The 19,517-nt window shown below is 68.7% G+C and carries 20 protein-coding genes; 9 read left to right on the top strand and 11 right to left on the bottom strand.

Going from position 1 to position 19,517, the window contains the following annotated elements:
- The first annotated feature begins 60 nt into the window (after window positions 1-60).
- A complete protein-coding gene (locus ACRQ5B_RS13505) occupies window positions 61-2,073 on the top strand; it encodes a M3 family metallopeptidase (RefSeq protein WP_432394675.1) in 2,013 nt (670 codons plus the stop codon).
- Between the two features lie 266 nt (window positions 2,074-2,339).
- On the opposite strand, the gene pdxS is transcribed toward ACRQ5B_RS13505, so the two are convergent.
- From pdxS to ACRQ5B_RS13475, 6 genes are all read right to left on the bottom strand, one after another.
- Window positions 2,340-3,266 (bottom strand): pyridoxal 5'-phosphate synthase lyase subunit PdxS, encoded by a 927-nt coding sequence (pdxS, locus tag ACRQ5B_RS13500; protein WP_290257711.1) that lies wholly within the window; start codon window positions 3,264-3,266, stop codon window positions 2,340-2,342.
- A 204-nt stretch (window positions 3,267-3,470) separates the two neighbouring features.
- The gene (gene pgsA / locus ACRQ5B_RS13495) at window positions 3,471-4,109 is read right to left on the bottom strand and encodes a phosphatidylinositol phosphate synthase (RefSeq protein WP_412883073.1); all 639 of its coding nucleotides are present in this window, start codon (window positions 4,107-4,109) and stop codon (window positions 3,471-3,473) included.
- Window positions 4,099-4,719, bottom strand: coding sequence for an HIT family protein (locus tag ACRQ5B_RS13490; protein WP_432394671.1), 621 nt, complete (start codon window positions 4,717-4,719; stop codon window positions 4,099-4,101). Before ACRQ5B_RS13490 ends, pgsA begins: the two co-directional genes overlap by 11 nt.
- A 13-nt stretch (window positions 4,720-4,732) precedes the next feature.
- Window positions 4,733-6,739 carry a threonine--tRNA ligase gene (thrS, locus tag ACRQ5B_RS13485; RefSeq protein ID WP_432394668.1) on the bottom strand — a complete coding sequence of 669 codons (2,007 nt, stop codon included), beginning with the start codon at window positions 6,737-6,739 and terminating at the stop codon, window positions 4,733-4,735.
- Between the two features lie 140 nt (window positions 6,740-6,879).
- Window positions 6,880-10,419, bottom strand: a complete 3,540-nt coding sequence (locus tag ACRQ5B_RS13480) for a DNA polymerase III subunit alpha (protein WP_432394666.1) — start codon at window positions 10,417-10,419, stop codon at window positions 6,880-6,882.
- Window positions 10,416-10,745 (bottom strand): DUF6504 family protein, encoded by a 330-nt coding sequence (locus tag ACRQ5B_RS13475; protein WP_290257706.1) that lies wholly within the window; start codon window positions 10,743-10,745, stop codon window positions 10,416-10,418. Before ACRQ5B_RS13475 ends, ACRQ5B_RS13480 begins: the two co-directional genes overlap by 4 nt.
- A gap of 210 nt (window positions 10,746-10,955) precedes the next feature.
- Here ACRQ5B_RS13475 and ACRQ5B_RS13470 point away from each other — a divergent pair, with 210 nt between their 5' ends.
- Window positions 10,956-11,342: a hypothetical protein gene (locus tag ACRQ5B_RS13470; RefSeq protein ID WP_412883077.1), complete on the top strand. Its 387-nt coding sequence runs from the start codon at window positions 10,956-10,958 to the stop codon at window positions 11,340-11,342.
- Here ACRQ5B_RS13470 and ACRQ5B_RS13465 read toward each other — a convergent pair whose 3' ends face one another.
- Window positions 11,343-11,669: a chorismate mutase gene (locus ACRQ5B_RS13465; protein ID WP_290257704.1), complete on the bottom strand. Its 327-nt coding sequence runs from the start codon at window positions 11,667-11,669 to the stop codon at window positions 11,343-11,345.
- 14 nt (window positions 11,670-11,683) lie between these two features.
- Between ACRQ5B_RS13465 and ACRQ5B_RS13460 the strand changes: the two genes are divergently transcribed.
- Entirely contained in the window at window positions 11,684-12,106 is a 423-nt protein-coding gene (locus tag ACRQ5B_RS13460; RefSeq protein WP_432394662.1) for a VOC family protein, read from the top strand.
- Between the two features lie 13 nt (window positions 12,107-12,119).
- Here the strand turns inward: ACRQ5B_RS13460 and ACRQ5B_RS13455 are convergent, their stop codons facing one another.
- Window positions 12,120-12,872: an SOS response-associated peptidase gene (locus ACRQ5B_RS13455; protein WP_432394659.1), complete on the bottom strand. Its 753-nt coding sequence runs from the start codon at window positions 12,870-12,872 to the stop codon at window positions 12,120-12,122.
- 165 nt (window positions 12,873-13,037) lie between these two features.
- Between ACRQ5B_RS13455 and ACRQ5B_RS13450 the strand changes: the two genes are divergently transcribed.
- The 4 genes from ACRQ5B_RS13450 to ACRQ5B_RS13435 all read left to right on the top strand — a co-directional run bounded on the left by ACRQ5B_RS13450 (window position 13,038) and on the right by ACRQ5B_RS13435 (window position 15,728).
- The gene (locus ACRQ5B_RS13450; protein WP_290257701.1) at window positions 13,038-13,295 is read left to right on the top strand and encodes a mycoredoxin; all 258 of its coding nucleotides are present in this window, start codon (window positions 13,038-13,040) and stop codon (window positions 13,293-13,295) included.
- Window positions 13,296-13,413: 118 nt separating this feature from the next.
- Window positions 13,414-14,499 (top strand): S-(hydroxymethyl)mycothiol dehydrogenase, encoded by a 1,086-nt coding sequence (locus tag ACRQ5B_RS13445; protein ID WP_432394656.1) that lies wholly within the window; start codon window positions 13,414-13,416, stop codon window positions 14,497-14,499.
- Complete coding sequence (locus ACRQ5B_RS13440; protein WP_432394653.1) at window positions 14,496-15,140, top strand: MBL fold metallo-hydrolase; 645 nt, start codon at window positions 14,496-14,498, stop codon at window positions 15,138-15,140. The genes ACRQ5B_RS13445 and ACRQ5B_RS13440 overlap by 4 nt, the downstream gene beginning before the upstream one ends.
- A gap of 84 nt (window positions 15,141-15,224) precedes the next feature.
- Complete coding sequence (locus ACRQ5B_RS13435; RefSeq protein WP_432394650.1) at window positions 15,225-15,728, top strand: DinB family protein; 504 nt, start codon at window positions 15,225-15,227, stop codon at window positions 15,726-15,728.
- 16 nt (window positions 15,729-15,744) lie between these two features.
- Here the strand turns inward: ACRQ5B_RS13435 and ACRQ5B_RS13430 are convergent, their stop codons facing one another.
- On the bottom strand, window positions 15,745-16,491 hold the full coding sequence (locus tag ACRQ5B_RS13430) for a lipoate--protein ligase family protein (RefSeq protein ID WP_432394647.1): 747 nt from the start codon (window positions 16,489-16,491) through the stop codon (window positions 15,745-15,747).
- A gap of 16 nt (window positions 16,492-16,507) precedes the next feature.
- On the opposite strand from ACRQ5B_RS13430, the gene ACRQ5B_RS13425 reads away from it, so the two are divergent.
- Complete coding sequence (locus ACRQ5B_RS13425) at window positions 16,508-16,891, top strand: DUF2177 family protein (protein WP_432394644.1); 384 nt, start codon at window positions 16,508-16,510, stop codon at window positions 16,889-16,891.
- Here ACRQ5B_RS13425 and ACRQ5B_RS13420 read toward each other — a convergent pair.
- Window positions 16,888-17,691, bottom strand: a complete 804-nt coding sequence (locus ACRQ5B_RS13420) for a thioesterase family protein (protein ID WP_290257695.1) — start codon at window positions 17,689-17,691, stop codon at window positions 16,888-16,890. The two genes, ACRQ5B_RS13425 and ACRQ5B_RS13420, sit on opposite strands and share 4 nt — an antisense overlap.
- A gap of 125 nt (window positions 17,692-17,816) precedes the next feature.
- Between ACRQ5B_RS13420 and ACRQ5B_RS13415 the strand changes: the two genes are divergently transcribed.
- Window positions 17,817-18,497: an endonuclease/exonuclease/phosphatase family protein gene (locus tag ACRQ5B_RS13415; RefSeq protein WP_412883270.1), complete on the top strand. Its 681-nt coding sequence runs from the start codon at window positions 17,817-17,819 to the stop codon at window positions 18,495-18,497.
- Between the two features lie 63 nt (window positions 18,498-18,560).
- Here ACRQ5B_RS13415 and ACRQ5B_RS13410 read toward each other — a convergent pair whose 3' ends face one another.
- The gene (locus ACRQ5B_RS13410) at window positions 18,561-19,085 is read right to left on the bottom strand and encodes a hemerythrin domain-containing protein (protein ID WP_432394641.1); all 525 of its coding nucleotides are present in this window, start codon (window positions 19,083-19,085) and stop codon (window positions 18,561-18,563) included.
- Window positions 19,086-19,517 lie beyond the last annotated feature (432 nt).

The raw sequence follows: 19,517 nt of genomic DNA, 5'->3' as shown, positions 1-19,517 counted from the left end.
CCGTCCCAACACGCGCCGCGGACCATTGAGAACCGCCACCAAACATGAAAGTGTCGTTTCATGACTAACGCCCTCCTGAGCCCCAGCACCCTGCCGTACGGACTGCCGCCCTTCGCGGACATCGACGCCGGCCACTTCGCCGACGCCGTCGAGGCCGGCCTGGCCGAACACCTCGCGGAGATTCAGGCGATCGTCGACACGGACGAGCCCGCCAGCTTTGAGAACACCGCCGTCGCCATGGAGCGCTCCGGCGCCCTGCTGCAGCGTGCGGCCGCGTCCTTCTTCACACTGGTGTCCGCCGACGCCACGGACGAGATCCGCGACCTGGAGACCCGCCTCTCCCCCGCGTTCTCCGCCCACGAGGACGCCATCTACCTCAACCGCGGCCTCTACGAACGGTTCGCCGCAATCCCCACGGACGGGCTCGACGCCGAATCCGCCCGTCTGGTGGAGGAGTATCTGAAGGCTTTCCGGCAGTCCGGGATCCAGCTCGACGCCGCCGGCCAGGACCGGCTCCGGGCCATCAACGCCGAGCTCTCCACCCTGGGCACAGAGTTCGGCCAGCGGGTCAAGGAGGGCATGAAGTCCGCGTCGCTTCTGCTGGACGACGCCGCGGACCTGGCCGGGCTGCCGGCCGACGACATCGCCAGCGCCGCCGAGGCCGCCCGCACCGCCGGGGCCGAAGGCAAGTTCCTGCTGACCCTGATCCAGCCGAGCAACCAGCCGGCCATGGCCGCGTTGGAGAACCGCGAGGTCCGCCGCCGGCTCTACGAGGCATCGATCGGCCGGGGCAGCAGCGGCGGGACACTGGACGTGCGGGATCTGGTCAAGGACATGGTCCGCCTGCGCGCCGAGAAGGCGACGCTGCTGGGCTTTGCCAACTTTGCCGAGCTCAGCGTGGACCAGCAGACCGCCCCCGACTTCGCCGCTGTGCAGGCGATGCTGGGCCGGTTGGCCCCGGCCGCCGTGCGGAACGCCGACGCCGAGGCCGAGGCCCTCGCCGAGGTCGCCGGACACCCGCTGGAGGCGTGGGACTGGGCGTACTACTCCGCCCGGGTCAAGCGCGAACGCTACTCCGTGGACGAGCAGGCCCTGCGCCCCTACTTTGAGCTGGACCGGGTCCTGAAGGACGGGGTTTTCTTCGCGGCGAACGCCCTCTACGGCATCACGTTCCACGAGCGGACCGACCTGGCCGGCTACCACCCCGACGTCCGGGTCTGGGAGGTCAAGGACGCCGACGGCACGGGCTTGGGCCTTTTCCTGGGCGACTACTACACCCGCGAATCGAAGCGGGGCGGCGCCTGGATGAACTCGCTGGTGGAGCAGTCGGACCTGCTGGGGACCCGTCCCGTGGTGATCAACAACCTGAACGTCTCCAAGCCGCCGGCCGGTGAACCCACGCTCCTGACCCTGGACGAGCTGCGGACCACCTTCCACGAGTTCGGCCACGCCCTGCACGGGCTCTTCTCCGCCGTGACCTACCCGCGGTTCTCCGGCACCTCGGTGCCGCGCGACTTCGTCGAGTACCCGTCCCAGGTCAACGAAATGTGGATCATGTGGCCGGAGGTGCTGGCCAACTACGCCCGGCACCACGTCACGGGCGAGCCACTGCCGCAGGAAACCGTGGACAAGCTCGACGCCGCCGCGCTCTGGGGCGAGGGCTTCGGCACCACCGAGTATCTGGGCGCCGCCCTGCTGGACCTGGCCTGGCACGTCCTGGAAGAATCCGAGGTCCCAGACGACGTCCTGGAATTCGAGGCGAAGGCCCTCGCCGCCGCCGGCGTCGCCCACAGCCTCATCCCGCCCCGCTACCGGACCGGGTACTTCCAGCACATCTTCGCCGGCGGCTGGTACGCAGCGGGCTACTACTCCTACATCTGGAGCGAGGTGCTCGACGCCGAGACGGTCGAGTGGTTCAAGGAGAACGGCGGCCTGTCCCGGGCCAACGGGGACTTCTTCCGCACCGAACTGCTCTCCCGCGGCAACAGCCGCGACCCGCTGGAGTCCTTCCGGGCCTTCCGCGGCCGGGATGCCCGGCTCGAACCGCTGCTCAAGCGCCGCGGCCTCGACTGAGGCCCGACTGACTGGCAGCAGGGGCCGTTCTGAGGCGTGAAAATGGCCTTTGCTGCTGGTTGGATAGCTGGCCACAAACGACGGCGGCCGGCCATCCAAAGGGTGACCGGCCGCCGCCGTACTATCTCAGGAGCGCAAGGCGACGGGCGGTGTGATCCGGCAGCGTGCGTAGGGCCCCGCGCCCCGGGCAGCCGCTTGGCTGCCCACAGGGCGCGGGGAATAGCACGCAGAGGATCAGCGCCGTCCGGCGTCCTCAACAGCGCGAACTACCAGCCGCGCTCGGCGAGGCGGTGCGGCTGCGGGATCTCGTCGACGTTGATGCCGACCATGGCCTCGCCCAGGCCGCGGGAGGCCTTGGCGATGACGTCCGGGTCGTCGAAGAAGGTGGTGGCCTTCACGACGGCGGCGGCACGCTGGGCCGGGTTGCCGGACTTGAAGATGCCGGAGCCGACGAAGACGCCGTCGGCGCCGAGCTGCATCATCATGGCGGCGTCGGCCGGGGTGGCGATGCCGCCGGCGGTGAAGAGGACCACGGGGAGCTTGCCGGCAGCGGCAACTTCCTTGACCAGTTCATACGGAGCCTGCAGTTCCTTGGCCGCGACGTACAGCTCGTCCTCGGGCAGGGCGGCGAGCTTGGCGATCTCGGAGCGGATCTTGCGCATGTGCCCGGTGGCGTTGGAGACGTCGCCGGTGCCGGCCTCGCCCTTGGAGCGGATCATGGCCGCGCCCTCGTTGATGCGGCGCAGCGCCTCACCAAGGTTGGTGGCGCCGCAGACGAAAGGAACCTTGAAGTTCCACTTGTCGATGTGGTTGACGTAGTCGGCCGGGGTGAGAACCTCGGACTCGTCGATGTAGTCGACGCCGAGGGACTGCAGGACCTGGGCCTCGACGAAGTGGCCGATGCGGGCCTTCGCCATGACGGGGATGGAGACCGCGTCGATGATCTGGTCGATCATGTCCGGGTCGGACATGCGGGACACGCCGCCCTGGGCGCGGATGTCAGCGGGAACGCGTTCCAGCGCCATCACGGCCACGGCACCGGCGTCTTCGGCAATGCGGGCCTGCTCGACGTTGACGACGTCCATGATGACGCCGCCCTTGAGCATCTCCGCCATGCCGCGCTTGACGCGGCTGCTGCCCGTGACGTTCTGGGCGGACGCGCCGGCTTCGCTGCTTACATCAGGTGTAGACACAAAAACCCCTATGGGTAGATAGATGACCTCGCCCGGCGCGGACGGCACACGGGTACCGTGTGCGTTCACCCCGGATTACCGGAAACCATTGGCCGGTAAGGTTAATACTAGTCCCCCGCCGCGGGCCGGTTGAACTCGGGTTACGCCCCGGAACCCGGGCGGGGACGGGGTATGCCGGCCCGTGGCCGGTCGGTCCGGCGCGGCTCAGGCGGCGTGGTCGCTGGTGGTGCCGCGGGCTTCCTCCAGCGACTGCCGGCGGACGGCGCCGACCCGCTGGATGATCGTCACGAAACTGGCCAGCGCGAGCAGGCAGAGGGTGGCGAGCAGGACCACCGGCGGCAGGCCGATGCCGGTGAAGCCGGTGACCACCAGCACGGAGACGAGCCGTTCGGCACGCTCTGCGATGCCGACGTTGGCATGGAAACCCAGCGCCTCGGCCTTGGCCCGGGCGTAGGAGACCACCATGCCGAGGACCAGGCAGAGCAGGGCGGCGACGGCGATGGCCGGGTTGGCCCCGCCGGTGAAGAACCAGACGGCGACGCCGGCGAACAGGGCGCCGTCGGCCACCCGGTCCAGGGTGGAGTCCAGGAAGTTGCCCCATCGACCGCCGCGTTCCTGCAGCCGCGCCATGATCCCGTCGATGACGTCGGAGAAGATGAACGCGGTGATGAAGATGGTTCCCCACCAGAGCTGGCCCAGCGGGTAGAAAACGAGGGCCCCGACGACGACGCCGGCGGTCCCGACGATCGTGACGGCGTCCGGGGAGACGCCCATCCGCAGCAGCCAGCGGGCCAGCGGGGTGAACAGCGCGGTGAAGAACCCGCGGGCGTGCTTATTCAGCATCCGGTGTTCCCGCCGCCGGCTCAGTGGCCACTGACGCGGGCCACGCCTCCGAGACCTGCCGGCGGACCTCGCCGAGGGTCTGGGTCATCGCCTTGGTCTGGGCGATGATCGGGAAGAAGTTGCCGTCCCCGCCCCAGCGCGGCACGACGTGCTGGTGGAGGTGGCCCGCGACGCCGGCGCCGCCGGTGACGCCCTGGTTCATGCCCAGGTTGAAGCCGGTGGGGTTGGAGACCTTCCGCAGCACGCGCATGGCGGTCTGCGTCAGGTCGGCGAACTCGGCGGTCTCCTCGACGGTCAGGTCGGTGTAGTCAGGGATGTGCCGGTACGGGCACACCAGCAGGTGCCCGGGGTTGTAGGGGTACAGGTTCAGCACCACGTAGCAGGTCCGGCCGCGGTAGACGATCAGCGATTCCTCGTCCTGGCGTTCCGGCGCCACGCAGAACGGGCAGTCGTCCTGGTTCTTGAATTGGTGCTGGCCGCCCTTGATGTACGCCATGCGGTGCGGAGTCCACAGGCGCTGGAACGAGTCCGGCACGCCGGCCAGGCCAAAGTCATCGGTCACGCCGTCGTCGCCCGGGTAGCCCTGGCCGGCGCCTGTGGATTCCTGCACTTGTTGCTCCCCGCTAGCTGGTCCGCTCGCGGACGGCGTCCACGATCCGACGGACGGCCTCGGCCACCGGCACGCCGTTGTCCTGGCTGCCGTCCCGGAACCGGAAGGACACCGCCCCGGCCTCGGCGTCGTCGCCGCCGGCGATCAGCACGAACGGGATCTTGTCCTTGCTGGCGGTGCGGATCTTCTTCGGGAACCGATCCGAGGAGATGTCCACCTCTGCGCGGATTCCCGCGGCCTTGAGCTGGTCGACGACGTCGAACATGTAGTCGTTGAACGTCTCCGCCACCGGGATGCCGACCACCTGGACGGGGGCAAGCCAGGCCGGGAACGCGCCGGCGTAGTGTTCGGTGAGGACGCCCATGAACCGTTCGATCGAGCCGAACAGTGCGCGGTGGATCATGACCGGGCGCTGCCGGGTGCCGTCGGAGGCCTGGAATTCCAGTTCGAAGCGCTCGGGCAGATTGAAGTCCAGCTGGATGGTGGACATCTGCCAGGTGCGGCCGATGGCGTCACGGGCCTGGACGGAGATCTTCGGGCCGTAGAACGCCGCTCCGCCCGGATCCGGAACCAGCTCGAGGCCGGATTCGGTCGCCACCTCCTCGAGGGTGCGGGTGGCTTCCTCCCAGACCTCGTCCGCGCCGACGAACTTCTCCGGGTCCTTGGTGGAGAGCTCCAGGTAGAAGTCCTGCAGGCCGTAGTCCTTGAGCAGGCCCAGCACGAAGTTCAAGGTCTTGGTCAGTTCGTCCTTCATCTGCTCGCGGGTGCAGTAGATGTGGGCGTCGTCCTGGGTCATGCCCCTGACGCGGGTCAGGCCGTGCACCACGCCGGACTTCTCGTAGCGGTAGACCGAGCCGAATTCAAAGAGCCGCAGCGGCAGTTCACGGTAGGAGCGGCCGCGCGAGCGGAAGATCAGGTTGTGCATCGGGCAGTTCATCGGCTTCAGGTAATAGTCCTGGCCGGGCTTGCGGACGGTGCCGTCCTCGTTCAGTTCCGCATCGATGTGCATCGGGGGGAACATGCCGTCCCTGTACCAGTCCAGGTGCCCGGAGACCTCGTAGAGGTGGCCCTTGGTGATGTGCGGGGTGTAGACGAACTCGTAGCCGGCGTCGACGTGCCGCTGCCGGGAGTAGTCCTCCATGGCCTTGCGGATGATGCCGCCCTTGGGGTGGAACACCGGCAGGCCGGAACCCAGCTCGTCCGGGAAGGAGAACAGGTCCAGTTCGGCGCCGAGCTTGCGGTGGTCGCGGCGTTCGGCCTCGGCGATGCGCTCCTGGTAGGCCTTGAGGGCTTCCTTGGTGGGCCAGGCGGTGCCGTAGATGCGCTGGAGCTGCTTGTTCTTCTCGCTGCCGCGCCAGTAGGCCGCGGAGGAGCGGGTCAGGGCGAAGGCGTTGGAGATCAGCTTGGTGTTGGGCAGGTGCGGGCCGCGGCACAGGTCGCACCAGACCGTGGTGCCTTCCTTGCGCTCGACGTTGTCGTAGATGCTCAGTTCACCGCCGCCGACCTCCACGCTGGAGCCGTCCTCGTCGCTGCCGGCGCCCTTGAGGCCGATCAGTTCGAGCTTGTACGGCTCGTCCTTCATCGCCTCGCGCGCTTCGTCCTCGGTCACCACGCGGCGGACGAACTTCTGGTTCTGGTTGACGATCTTCAGCATCATCTTCTCGAGCTGGCGCAGGTCCTCCGGGGTGAAGGGTTCCTCGACGTCGAAATCGAAGTAGAAGCCGTCGGTGATGTAGGGGCCGATGCCCAGCTTGGCGTCGGGGCGCAGCTGCTGCACGGCCTGGGCCATGACGTGGGCGGTGGAGTGGCGCAGCACGTTTAGGCCGTCCGGCGAGTCGATGGTGACGCCTTCGACGTCGGCACCGGCCGGCAGGGGCTGGTCCAGGTCTTTCAGTTCGCCGTTGACGCGGGCCACGACGACGTCGCGGCGCTCGAAGAAGAGTTCCGCGCCGGTGGTCCCGGTAGTCACCTGGGTCTCTTCGCCATCGACGAGAAGGGTGATCTGCTGGGCATCTGACACGGGTGTCTCCTATTCACGGTTTTAAGGCTTCGTAGCTTGTGGCGTACGGGGACCACAGCCAGCCTCGTCCATGCTATCGGTATTTCCGGACGCCCAACCAACGCCCGCCACCACGTCCGCCGCCGCGTCCGGACCCGCCCTCAACCGCTGAACCCCGTGATCGCGAGGGTCCGGCGGATGCCGTCCAGCGCCCCCGGCGCCATGTCCAGCGGCGGGCCCTCGGGCGCGTCGCCGCCGGTACCCGTGCCAGTGCCTCTTCTCGCGCCGGTGCCCGCGGCCGGGAAGGGCAGGGTGTCGGTGCGGCTGAGGTCCCAGGCCATGGAGGCGCTGATGCTGATGCCGCGGGGCCCTGTGCGGCGGGTGGTGCCGCGGATCAGCAGCAGCCGGGTGCTGAAGAGAAGCGGCCCGGCCTGCTCCTGGGCCTCGTGGAAGAAGACCGAGTCCACGCAGCCGGTCCCGTCGTCGATGCTGATGAAGACCACCCGACGGCCGCCGCGCATCGGAGGAGTCTGGGTGGCCACCCGGACCCCGGCCACCAGCACTTCGGTGCCGTTGCGCAACTTCAGGAGCTGGTCCGCCGTGGTGACGCCCAGCCGGTCCAGCAGGGGCCGGTGGCTATCCACCAGGTGGGCGCTGACGTCCACGGCCATCAGGTCCAGCTCGGCCCGGACGGTGTCCACCAGGGTGGGGGCGGGCCGCCCGCCCTTGAGGTTGGTTAGTTCCACGTCGCCCAGCGGCAGGGCCAGCTGGCCCTCGATCACTTCGGCTCCCTTGCGTTGCGTCCTGGTCTGCAGCTGCTGCAGGTGGTGGACCAGGTCCGCCCGGTTGGTGTTGCCCCCGGCGGCCCGGTGCAGGGAGTCGAAGGCGCCCAGCTGGGCGAGCCGCTGGATGCTGGGTTTGCTGATCCGGGTCCGGGCTCGCAGGTCCGCGAGGGAGTCGTAGGGCTGGCCGGCGACGATGCGTTTGAGTTCCGCGCCGGAGAGACCAAAGATCCCCTTCAGGCTCAACCGGATCCCCAGCTTCCCCCGGTCCGGGCCATCTTGGACCGGTTCCACCCGGTATTCGGCCTGGCTGCGGTTGATGTCCAGGGGCAGGATGGGGATGCCCATGCGGCGGGCCTCGGCCACCAGGAGGCGTTTAGGGTACATGCCGGGGTCGTGTTCCCAGATCCCGGCGAGGAACGCCTCCGGGTGGTGGGTTTTCAGCCACGCCGACTGGTAGGTGGGAACGGCAAAGGCTGCCCCGTGGGCCTTACAGAAACCGAAGCTGCCGAAGGCCTTCAGGGTTCCCCAGACCTTGTCCACCACCGCCGGGGAATAGTCCCGCCGCTTGGCCTCCCGGCGGAAGAATTCCTCCACCTGGTTCTCCAGCACCTCGTTGCCGAGGGCGCGCCGGAATTCGTCGGCGCGGGCCAGGCCGCAGCCGGTCATCACGTCGAAGGTCTTCAGGATCTGTTCGTGGAAAACGGTGACGCCGTGGGTTTCCTGCAGCACCGGTTTGAGGTCCGGGTGCGGGAACACCTCCGGAGCGAAGCCGTGCCGGTGCTCCAGGAAGGGACGCACCATGTCCGACTTCATCGGCCCGGGCCGGAAGAGGGAGATGTCGATGATGAGGTCGTTGAATTCCCTGGGCGCCAGCTTGCCGATCAGTTCCCGCTGCCCCGGGGATTCGATCTGGAAGCAGCCCAGGGTGTGGGTGCTCCGGATCAGGTCGAAAGTGGGCTCGTCGTCCAGCGGGACGGCGTTCAAGTCGATGGTGCCGTCCTCGGCAATGTAGTCCGGCCCGCTGCCGTCCGGCCCGGACTGGTGGTTTCCGGCGGCCACCACGTCCGCCTTCGAAGGGTGCAGCCGGATGACTTCCCGGACGGCGAAGGCCATGGCGGACTGCATCCGGACTCCCAAGACGTCGAGTTTGAGCATGCCCATGGGGTCCATGTCGTGCTTGTCGAACTGGCTCATCGGCAGGCCCAGGCCGCTGGGCTGGACCGGGGTGCGGTCCAGCAGCGTGGCATCGCCCAGGATGACCCCGCAGGGGTGCATGGAGATGTGCCGGGGCAGCCGGTCCAGCCGTTCGGTCAGGTCCACGAGCAGGTCCAGCTGCTGGTTGCCAGTGAAGTCCCGCTGCTCCACCCGCCCGGCGAACTCCTTCAGCTCCGGCTTCTCCACCAGCGCCTCGCGGAAATTCCGGGCGGAAAAACGCCACAGCTGCTTGGCGATCTCGTCGATGTCGCCGCCCTCCATGCCGAGGGCCAGCCCGGCGTCGCGCACGGCACCCCGGGCGCGGTACCCGTTCTGCATGCTCATCAGGGTCACCCGCTCGGAGCCGAACCGGTCGAAGATCTTCCGGTAGACGTTGTGCCGTTCGGCGCTTTCGACGTCGATGTCGATGTCCGGCAGCGTGGCCCTGTCCCGGGAGAGGAACCGTTCGAAGATTAGGTCATGCTGCAGCGGGTTCACCTGGCTGACGCCGATCAGGTAGTTGACCAGGCTGGAGGCCCCGGAGCCGCGGGCCGCGGCGCGCACGCCCATGTCCGTGATCATCCGGGACACCTCGGCCACGGTGAGGAAGTAGGAGGCGAACCCTAGGCTGTCGATGATTCGCAGCTCGTGCTCCAGCCTGGCCCGCAGCTCCACGGCATTGCTGCCGGCGATGCCCTGGAAGCGGCGGGTGATGCCGGCCTCGCAGCGGGCCGCCAGCTCGGCCAGCGGGTCCCCCTCGATCCCGATCACGGCCGCCTCCGGGACCACCGGCTGCTTCCAGCCCATGTCCGCGGCCGGGTCCATCCGGCAGCGGTCCGCGAGCGCCTCGGTATGGGCCAGCAGGCTCTTGAGGTCGGCCGCGCCGAATCCCGCGGCGTGGATGATTTCCTTGCCCAGCTCCAGCATCTGTGCGGAGCTTTTGAGCCAGGCCTGTCCGTTGGGTTGCAGCAGCGGCTCGCCGGCAAGTTCGGGCAGGGACTTCAGGGTCCGGGCGGAGTCCAGCACGTCCGCCGTGGCCGCCCCGTCCTCGGCGACATAGCGCACGGCGTTGCTGAGCACGGCGGGGACGCCGTGTTCGGCGGCCAGCTTGAGCATCCGTACGGCGTGGGCCGTGCTGAGGTGCTCCCCCGGGGCGCTCAGCTGGGAGACCACCTCGGCGGTGACGGTTCCCGCCGGCATGGCATCGAGCCATTGCTTGAACAGGGTGCGCGGCCTCAGGTAGCGCCGCCCGCCCATGGAGCGGCCGACGTCGGAGTCCGGTCCGATCAGTACCGTCAGCACCGGTTCGAGCGTCTGCGGGTCCAGAGCCCGGGACGCCAGCTCGGCCCGGGTCACGGCGGCGGGGACCGTCCCGCCGGCCCTGCCCGTGGTGCGGGCGTGGGCGTCGGAGATCAGCCGGCACAGGGCGCGGTAGCCGGCCCCGGCGTTTCCCCCGTGGGCCAGGACGACGACGCGGCCGCCAACCTGGGTGCGGAGGTCGCCGTCGTCGTCAAAGACGGCCAGGTCCACCCCCACGATGGGATCCAGCCCCGCGGCCATGCAGGCCTTGAGGTGCTTGATGGTGCCGTACAGGCCGTCCCTGTCGGTGCAGGCGAGCGCCGTCGCCCCGTCGCTTGCGGCCGCCGCGGCCAGTTCCTCCGGCCAGGACACGCCATAGTGGGCGCTAAAGGCGGTGGAGACGTGCAGGTGGGTGAAACTCATGCCGACGCCGGCCTCCGCTGCCCGGCCAGGGCGTCGTGGAGCCGCAGCAGCCGCCAGCGCCCGCTGCGCAGGTGGCGGCTGAGGTCGAGGGTGAGGCTTTGGTCCGGGGCCGAGGCGTCCCGGACCTCGAGCCGCCAGATCTCCGAGTCCACCAGGCCGGGGCCACTGCCCAGCGGTGCGCGCTGCTCTTCGGCCCACCACTCACGCCGTTCGAACCAGCGCACCGGCTCGGCGCACAGCTCATAGCTGCGTCCCGCCCAGACCAGGGACTCGGGCCGGCCTTCCGGGGTGCAGGCCACCTCCACGGATTCGCTGAACATCCCCATGATGCCTCCCGGGCGCAGTGTTTTTGACGAACGGGCTGGACGGCCGCCGGGCAGGTGCGCCGGAAGGTGCAGGTGCCAGGGTGGGAGGCCAGACGGGTTCACGCTTGAATTATTCGAACATACCTTCGAATAGAACAAGTCTACGACGGGGCCGGGACAAAACCTAGATCAGGGCTGGACGGGGCCAACGTCCGGGGGCAGGATTGGCCTATGAGCTCGCACAACGCACTCCTGAAGCACGTCAGCATCGCAGCCAAGGATTCAACGTTGGTGGCGACCTTCGATATTGACGGCAATATCCCGGCCTCGGGCGCCTACGTCGTGGGGCTGGTCGCGGCGACGCCGGACCATTCACATCAACGGCGGCTGGAAATCGAATTCCTCAATGGCGAGGCCGTGTCCTTCTTCTGCTTCAGCCATGACGGCACGGAGGAGAACTTTGACATCAAGGGCGTCCAGCATTCCGGGAACACCATCACGGGCAACTTCCCGCTGAGCACCGTGCTGGGCTTGCCCAAGGGGCACCTGATGACGGCCTACAGCGACTGCGACGGGCGGGACTACCAGGCCAACGTCCCGGTGGAGGAATCCCTTTAGCTAGCTGCCGGCCTTGTAGACCTCAAGCTCCAGGCGGATGAAGGCATCGATCATGGCTTTGTAGGTCTCCCCGACGATGTCGGTGTCGATGTCGTTGCGTTCGGCCGTCGCCTTCACGTGTTCCAGGACGCGCTCCACCCGGCCCGGGGCGCGGACTTCGGCACTGTCGGCCTTGAGCGTCCCGGCGATTCGGATCAACCGCTCCCGGCGTCCGATCAGCGCGACGATCTGCTCGTCAACCTCGTCCACGGCCACCCGCACGGCGGCGAGCTGGTCCTTATCGGCCTGGGCTGCTTTATCCTCTGCGTGATTAGTCGACATCTGCATGACAGTATCGAACGATGCAACCACGAGTCGACTTCATCTCCCTTGGCGTCCGCAGCGTGGAAGCCTCCCGCCGGTTCTATGTGACGGGCCTGGGCTGGCCCGTCCACCGCGAAGTCCCCGGTGAAGTGCTCTTCCTGCAGATCAACCAAGGGCTCATCGTCTCGCTCTGGGACGCGGGCCAGATGCGGGCCGAAGCCGGGACGGACTCCCCCGCCGGCATCCCTCCGATCACCCTGAGCCACAACGTGCACAGCGCCGACGCGGTCGACAGGGTGCTGGGCGAGGCGGCGGCAGCCGGGGCCACGATCGTCGCGGCTGCCAAAACCCAGCCATGGGGCGGCTACACCGGCTACTTCGCGGACCCGGACGGCTTCCGCTGGGAGGTCGCGTTCAACCCGACCTGGACTGTCGACGCGGCCGGCCGGGTCACGGTCTAACCCCGCAACAGGCCTAGAACAGGCTGCCGACCGGTTCGATCAGTTCCGGGGAGTCGTTGCGGACGTTCCCGACGGCGGTGCCGACGGCGTCGATCCGCCAGCCCTCGGCGACGTCGTGGGCGTTGGCGCGGACGATGCCGACCAGTTCCGCGGCGTCCTCGGCCCGGGGGTCAAGCCAGGCCTCCATGGTGGCTCGGTCCATCGGCAGCGGCACCCGGTCGTGCAGGGCCGTCAGTTCCGCCAGCATCCCGTCGGCGTAACCCTCGGGCGGCGAATCGGTGGTCAGGATCGTCGTCGAGAGCAGCCAGCGGCCGGAGTCCCCCTCGGCCTTCGACGGATCCTTCCACCACTCGTACAGGCCGGCGAACGCCACCGGCGAGCCGTCCTTCGGATGCACGTAGTAGGGCTGCTTCCCCTTGCCCTGGCCCTTCCACTCGTAATAGCCGTCGGCCGGGACGGCGCAGCGCCGGGACCGCGTGGCCTTCCGGAACGCCGGTTTCTCCAGCACGCTCTCGCTACGGGCGTTGATCATCTTCGACCCGATGCCGGGGTCCTTCGCCCAGGACGGGACCAGGCCCCAGCGGGCGATGTGGAGCTGCCGCGCCGGGAGCTCCGCCCCCTCGACCAGCCGCTCGAGGATGATCGGCACGTCCGCCGTCGGCGCGACGTTCCACGACGGCGGCACGGCGATCTCCTCCTCGAGCCCGGCGTCGAACTCGGCCAGCAGGTCCCCGACGGCCCGGGCCATCACATAGCGTCCACACATGCCCCCAGCATGCCACCGGCCGGCCGGGCCTGCACAGCTGCAGGTAAAGGCCAGCACCCGGCCAGTCCCTCCCTGCGGGAATACCGTCCCGCAGGATACGGTTATTCCAGAGACGTCCGATTGACCGTCCCGGCACGCACCGGCAACCCACCTGAGGAGAATTTCGTGGACTTCACCCCCGAATCCGGCACCATCACCATGTTCTCGACCACGTGGTGCGGCTACTGCAACCGGCTGAAGAAGCAGCTGGACGCGCAGGGCATCGGGTACACCGAGATCAACATCGAGGAAGTCGAAGGCACGGCCGAACTGGTCGAGCAGCTCAACGGCGGCAACCGTACCGTCCCCACCGTGCTGTTCCCGGACGGCACCGCCGCCACCAACCCCTCCGCGGCAGAGGTCAAGAGCCGCCTCGCGGCCTAACCCGCCAGCACCAGAGAACACCCACACCAGACACGACGCGGACTCCGGATTACCCCGGGGCCCGCGTCGCGCCGTATCCGGCAACCCCGCGCCGGGCGGCATCGAAAGGAGCTCTCCCATGGTCCACAAGGTCAAGGGCGCAATCGTCCGGTCCAAGAACGCCCCCGTCACCCTGGAAACCATCCTGGTGCCCGATCCCGGGCCCGGCGAGGCACTGGTGGACATCCTCACCTGCGGCGTCTGCCACACCGACCTGCACTACAAGCAGGGCGCCATCAACGACGACTTCCCGTTCCTGCTCGGCCACGAAGCCACCGGCGTGGTCAGCGCCGTCGGCCCCGACGTCACCTCCGTGGCCCCCGGGGACCGCGTCGTGCTGAACTGGCGTGCCGTCTGCGGCGAATGCCGGGCCTGCCGCCGCGGCGAACCGCAGTACTGCTTCAACACGCACAACGCCGCCCAGAAGATGACCCTGGAAGACGGCACGGAGCTGACCGCCGCACTGGGCATCGGCGCCTTCGCCGAGAAGACGCTCGTAGCCGCCGGCCAGTGCACCAAGGTGGACCCCGAGGCCGACCCGGCCGCCATCGGCCTGCTTGGCTGCGGCGTCATGGCGGGCCTCGGCGCCGCGATCAACACCGGCAACGTCGGCCGCGGCGACTCGGTGGCCGTAATCGGCTGCGGCGGGGTGGGCGTGGCGGCCATCGCCGGCGCCGCGCTCGCCGGCGCCACCACGGTGATCGCCGTCGACATCGACCCCAACAAGCTCGAGCGGGCCAAGGACCTCGGCGCCACCCACACCGTGGATTCCTCCGCCGTGGACCCGGTGGAAGCCATCCGGGAACTGACCGGCGGTTTCGGCGCCGACGTCGTGATCGACGCTGTGGGCCGTCCCGAGACGTACAAGCAGGCCTTCTACGCCCGCGACCTCGCCGGCACCGTTGTGCTGGTGGGCGTCCCCAGCCCGGAGATGACCCTGGAGCTGCCGCTGCTGGATGTGTTCGGCCACGGCGGATCGCTGAAGTCCTCCTGGTACGGCGACTGCCTGCCCTCCCGCGACTTCCCGATGCTGATCGACCTGTACCGGCAGGGACGGCTGGACCTGGACGCCTTCGTCACCGAACGCATCGCCATCGACCAGATCGAGGAAGCCTTCGAGAAGATGCACTCCGGTGCCGTCCTGCGTTCCGTGGTGGAGCTGTGAGCACCGTCGAGGACGGCCTGCGGATCGACCGGCTGGTCACCTCGGGGACCTTCTCGCTCGACGGCGGCACCTGGGACGTGGAGAACAACGTCTGGATCGTAGGCGACGACGCCGAGTGCGTCGTGATCGATCCGGCCCACGACGCCGCCGCGATTGCGGCCGCCGTCGGCCACCGGAAGGTCACCGCCATCCTGCTTACGCACGGCCATGACGACCACATCGCCGCCGTGGGCGAGTTCCGGAAACTGACCGGCGCTCCCGTGTACCTGCACCGGGACGACTGGATGCTCTGGGACCGGGTGTTCCCTGGCACCGAACCGGATCACGCGATCGCCGACGGCGACACGTTCGGCGTCGCCGGCGCCCGCCTCGTGGCGCTCCACACGCCAGGCCATTCGCCCGGGTCGGTCAGCTTCCGACTTGAAAGCGAAGCCACCGTCTTCACCGGCGACACCCTGTTCCAGGGCGGACCGGGTGCCACCGGACGGTCCTTCAGCGACTTTCCGACCATCATCGAGTCCATCTCCTCCCGGCTGCTGACGTTGCCGGCGGAGACGGTGGTGCGGACCGGGCATGGGGACCAGACCACCATCGGCGCCGAGGCCCCGCACCTGCAGGAGTGGATCGACCGCGGCCACTGACGCCACGGGAGGGATACCACCCAGCCGCCACACCTCATGGGTCCCGTCCGGTTTTCCGGGCGGGGCCCATTAGGCTGTGGGCTCATGAGCACCAATCCCAGCATGGAACCGGACCTGTTCACCGCGGACCTCCGGACCCAGTTCGAGGCGTTCCTCGACGACCACCGGGCCGATCTGGAGGCCAGTCTCGACGGACTGAGCGAGGAGGAGGCACGGGCGGCCCTGGTGCCCTCGCGCACCACGCTGCTGGGGCTGCTCAAGCATGCGGCCTTCGTCGAGAAGGTCTGGTTCGACGAGGCCATCACCTGCCGCAGCCGCGCCGAGATCGGCATCCCGGCCACGCCGGACGAGTCGTTTGTGCTGGACCCGGGGGACACCATCGCCTCGGTGCGGGCCGCCTACCGCGAGGCCTGCGCAGGCTCCCGGGCCCGTACCGCGGGGCTGGGGCCCGACGATTTGGTCCGCGGCAACCGGCGCGGGCCGCTGCCGTTGCGGTGGGTGTACCTGCACATGCTGCGCGAACTGGCCCAGCATTGCGGGCACGCGGACATCCTGCGCGAACAAATCCTGGCCGCCCGGGCCCAATGATGGGCCAGAGGAACCGCTAGGAGGCGGCCAGAGTCCGGAAGTCCCCGTCCTCCAGCGCCGCGTACCGCCCATAGGCGCCCAGCACGGCCGCCTCCACGGCGTCGACGTCGAGGCCCGGCACCAGGTCATCCGCGGCGCCCGCCGTCGCCGGGTCCCAGTCGAGGCCGAGCGCCGCGTAGCTGGCCTCCAGCACGGCCCGGATGGGCGCCGAGTCCGAGACGATCACCGCCGAGCTGAACAGCCAGCCGCCGGAGACCACCCGCTGGGCCGTACCCACCAGCTTGATCCGGCGCGCCGGGTCACGGCGGTCGGTGCCGTGGACGCTGAATTCACCGGGGCAGTACTCCCCCGGGATCTCGCCGACCGCGGCGTCCACGCCGGCGTCCCGGAGCGCCTCCGCCAGCAGGCCACCGAAGAGCGCGAACCGGGCCTTGGCGCCGGCGATCGCGTCGGCGTCGGGCTCCAGGTGGTCGATCACCAGGCTGCCCGGGTGGTAGGCGGCGGCGCGTCCCCCGGCCTTCCGCACCAGGGGTTCGAAGCCGAGATCCCTGCAGGCCTGAGCCGCGGCGTCGAAGCCGCGCAGGTTGGCGTCCCGCTGACCGAACGCCAGGGTGGGCACGGGACGGTAGAGCCGCAGCAGCGGGCCCGCCGCCCCGGTCTTGACCCGTCGCAGCAGTTCGAGGGCGAAATCGAGGTCTTCCGCCGCGCCGAGGGAGGAGGGCTGACGGAACACGGTGAGGCTCCGGGGTCCGGCCTGCTGCATGTGGTTATGCTCCCTTATGGTCTTTCTGCAATTCCTGGTGGTGGCCGCCGCGTTTGCCGTCATCGACGCCGTCTGGCTGAAGTCGACGAGCAGGTTCTACCGCCGCCACCTGGGCCACCTGATGGCGGACAAGCCCCATCTAGGCTACGCCGTCGTGTTCTACGTGCTCTACATCGCCGGGATCGTCTTCTTTGCCCTGCGCCCCGCGCTCGACGGCGGCGGCTGGGCCGCCGCGTTCGGTTATGGCGCGGCGCTGGGCGGCTTCGCCTACGCCACCTACGACCTGACGAACGCCGCGACCCTGAAGAAGTGGCCGCTGGTGATTGTGCTGATGGACATCGCCTGGGGCGTGGTCCTCACCGGCCTGGCCACGACGGTGGGCTGGCTGGTCTTCCACTAGCTCTTGCGCAGCGTCAGGATCTGCTCGGCCCGGCCGAAGGGACCCTGCAGGTCGTGCAGCACCGTGGAGGTCAACCCGATGCCGTCCGTACCAAAGGACACCTCGTTGTCCAGGCCCAGCCACTGTCCCTCCGGCAGTCGGTACATGTGGATCTGCAGGTCCAGGTTGGGAAACACGTAGCTGCCCTTGCCCGGCGGGACCCGGGCCGCGATGCCGTTGGCCGTGTCCACCAGCCCGATCAGCCGGGCCAGGTCGCCGCTGTCGTTCCGGTCGGTCAGCGGGTGGTCGGTGTGCAGCCAGACGGTGCCGGACCCTGCCCGGTGCCCCTCGGCGATGCGCATGCTCAGCGAGGCGATGTACCCGCCGGGCCAGACCTGCGCGGCGTCGTACGGCTCGCAGTCCTCCGGGGCCGGGATCCGCGGGTCCTCGAAGGCGGCGATCGCGGTGGTGTCCGAGGTGATGATCCGCCAGGCGGTGGCCCGGATGGCGACACGGCCGCCGGCGGTCAGTTCCGCCTGGAGCAGTTCGATGGTGCGGCCCGGGCGCAGCGTGGTGGTGGTGACCTCGAACTCGCCGCCCGGGATCAGTCCGAGGATTTCGTAGCTGATCCGGGCCATCCGCATGTCCGGCCGGGGGTCGTGCCGGGAGAGCGCGTCGGCCATGATGCCGGAGGCCGGAGCCATGTGCTGCTCGTGGACGTTCCAGGCACCCTGGGCGTGGATGGTCGAGCGGTAGCGGCCTCCGCCGAGGACCTCGTAGTAGAAGTCGCCCTCGGCCAACTCAGGCATTTCAGCAGTCAACGGTGACCCTTTCGCAGCAACGTAATCAGAGAATTCCACCACCCTATCGCCTCGTCACCGTGCCGGACTGGGTAGACTCGGGGGCAGGTTAACCCCGACTATGCTGCGAAGAGGTGCTCCCCCTGATCCGAGTTATCAGCTATAACCTCCGCAAACACAAGGCCAGCGGCGAACTTGAGGCGCTGGCCCGCGACTACAACGTGGACGCCTTGTGCCTGCAGGAGTGCGACACCGAAGACCTTCCCGAAAGCATTGGAAACCTGCGCCTGGCCGACGCCACGCGTGGCAACCGGCTGGGTCTGGCGATCTACTACAGCACGGACCGGTTCACCGCCGGCGACACCAAGACCTTCTCGCTGAAGAAGTCCGTGCACGACCGGGTCCTGGCGCCGGCGCATGAGCGGCTGATCGGCACCCGGATGGTGGACAACCAGACCAACCATTCCCTGGTCATCGCCTCGTTCCACGCCGCCCCGCTGACGGCGTCGAACTCGCTGCGCCGCAACCAGATCCACGCCGCCCACGGCGAGCTGCTCAGCATGGGCGGCGGCCTGATGACGCTCATGGTGGGCGACTTCAACTACCCGTTCTTCACCAAGTACCTGACGGAGCAGATGAAGGACGCCGGTTACGAGCTCTCGCTCAGCGACCGGCGCACCTACACCCGCTACAAGGTCTTCAAGGGCCACTTCGACTTCGCCACCTCGCAGGGGCTGGTGATTGAGAAGGTGGAGACGTTGCCCCGCGGCGCGTCCGACCACCTGCCCATCCTGATCTCGGCCGAATACGGCCAGAACCCCGAATAGCGGCGGTAGAAGTCGGTAGCGGAACAGCCGGGCCATCCAGGCCCGGCCGTTGGCAGTTAGCCGCTAGTGTGAGCCCGGCCCGTTCTGCTCCACGTACTCGTCGGGGTCCACGTCCCGGGCCTTGATGCCACCGGCGTGGGCTGCCTCGAAGGCGTAGAAGGACACGGCCAGCTTGTGCCGCAGGTCCAGGTCCGCGTGCAGGCGGAAGTCGGTGAGGCCCTCGCGTTCCTCCTCGCCCATGTGCTCGCTGTTCGCCTCATTCACCTTCGCGACGGCGGCCCACCACTCGTCGGAGCCGGCGTCGTGCCGCCCGACGTCGGCGATCGCGTCACGGATCTCGTTGTGGTCGTGGATGGCGTCGGTGGTCTCGTCCTCCGGCGAGTCCTTGCCGCCCTCCCCCGTGCCCAAGGCCAACAGCTCCGGATAGAACAGTTCCTCCTCGGCCTTGGCGTGCACTTCCAGCAGGATCTGCAGGCGGCCCCAGACGGCGGCCAGGTCCGCGGGGGCGGCGCCGCGCATCTCCTCCAAAATCGCGAACATGCGGCGCTGGTCGTGGTGGTCGTTGAGGATGACGTCGGTGATGTCCATGCGTGCTCCTGCGGGGTTTTCGGCCGTGTCCCGGCCGCGCTGCGGCGGCGGGGTCGGCGGCGTGTGCCGGCGGCGGGATGCCGCTGCTCCGATGCTAGTGCAGGCTCCGCGGGCGGCGCTGACCGTCCGGGGAAGTTCCGGCGTTTCAGGCAAACATCGCGTGAACAAACCACGGACGGACGTGAAAAAACGGCAGTTCCGTCACCTTCCCGTGATCTACTTTTGGGCGTCATCCTGCGCTTCGGGCACTGCCCGGGACCGGCGGGATGTGGCAGGCCCAAGCCTTCGACGGGGCCGTCAGGAATCCGGCTGCCTCCGGGGCGGGGACCCCGGGACCGTAACTTTTCCGTCGCTTCCAGCGATTACCCCTGCGCAGGACCGGCTGAAGACAGCAGCCAGAATGTCCGGCCCGATAACGAAGGAAATGATCAC

It is taken from the genome of Pseudarthrobacter sp. L19 (assembly GCF_050859435.1).
GTDB lineage: Bacteria > Actinomycetota > Actinomycetes > Actinomycetales > Micrococcaceae > Arthrobacter.
Note: the sequence above shows the minus strand (reverse complement) of the source record. Positions and strands in the feature narration are given on the sequence as shown.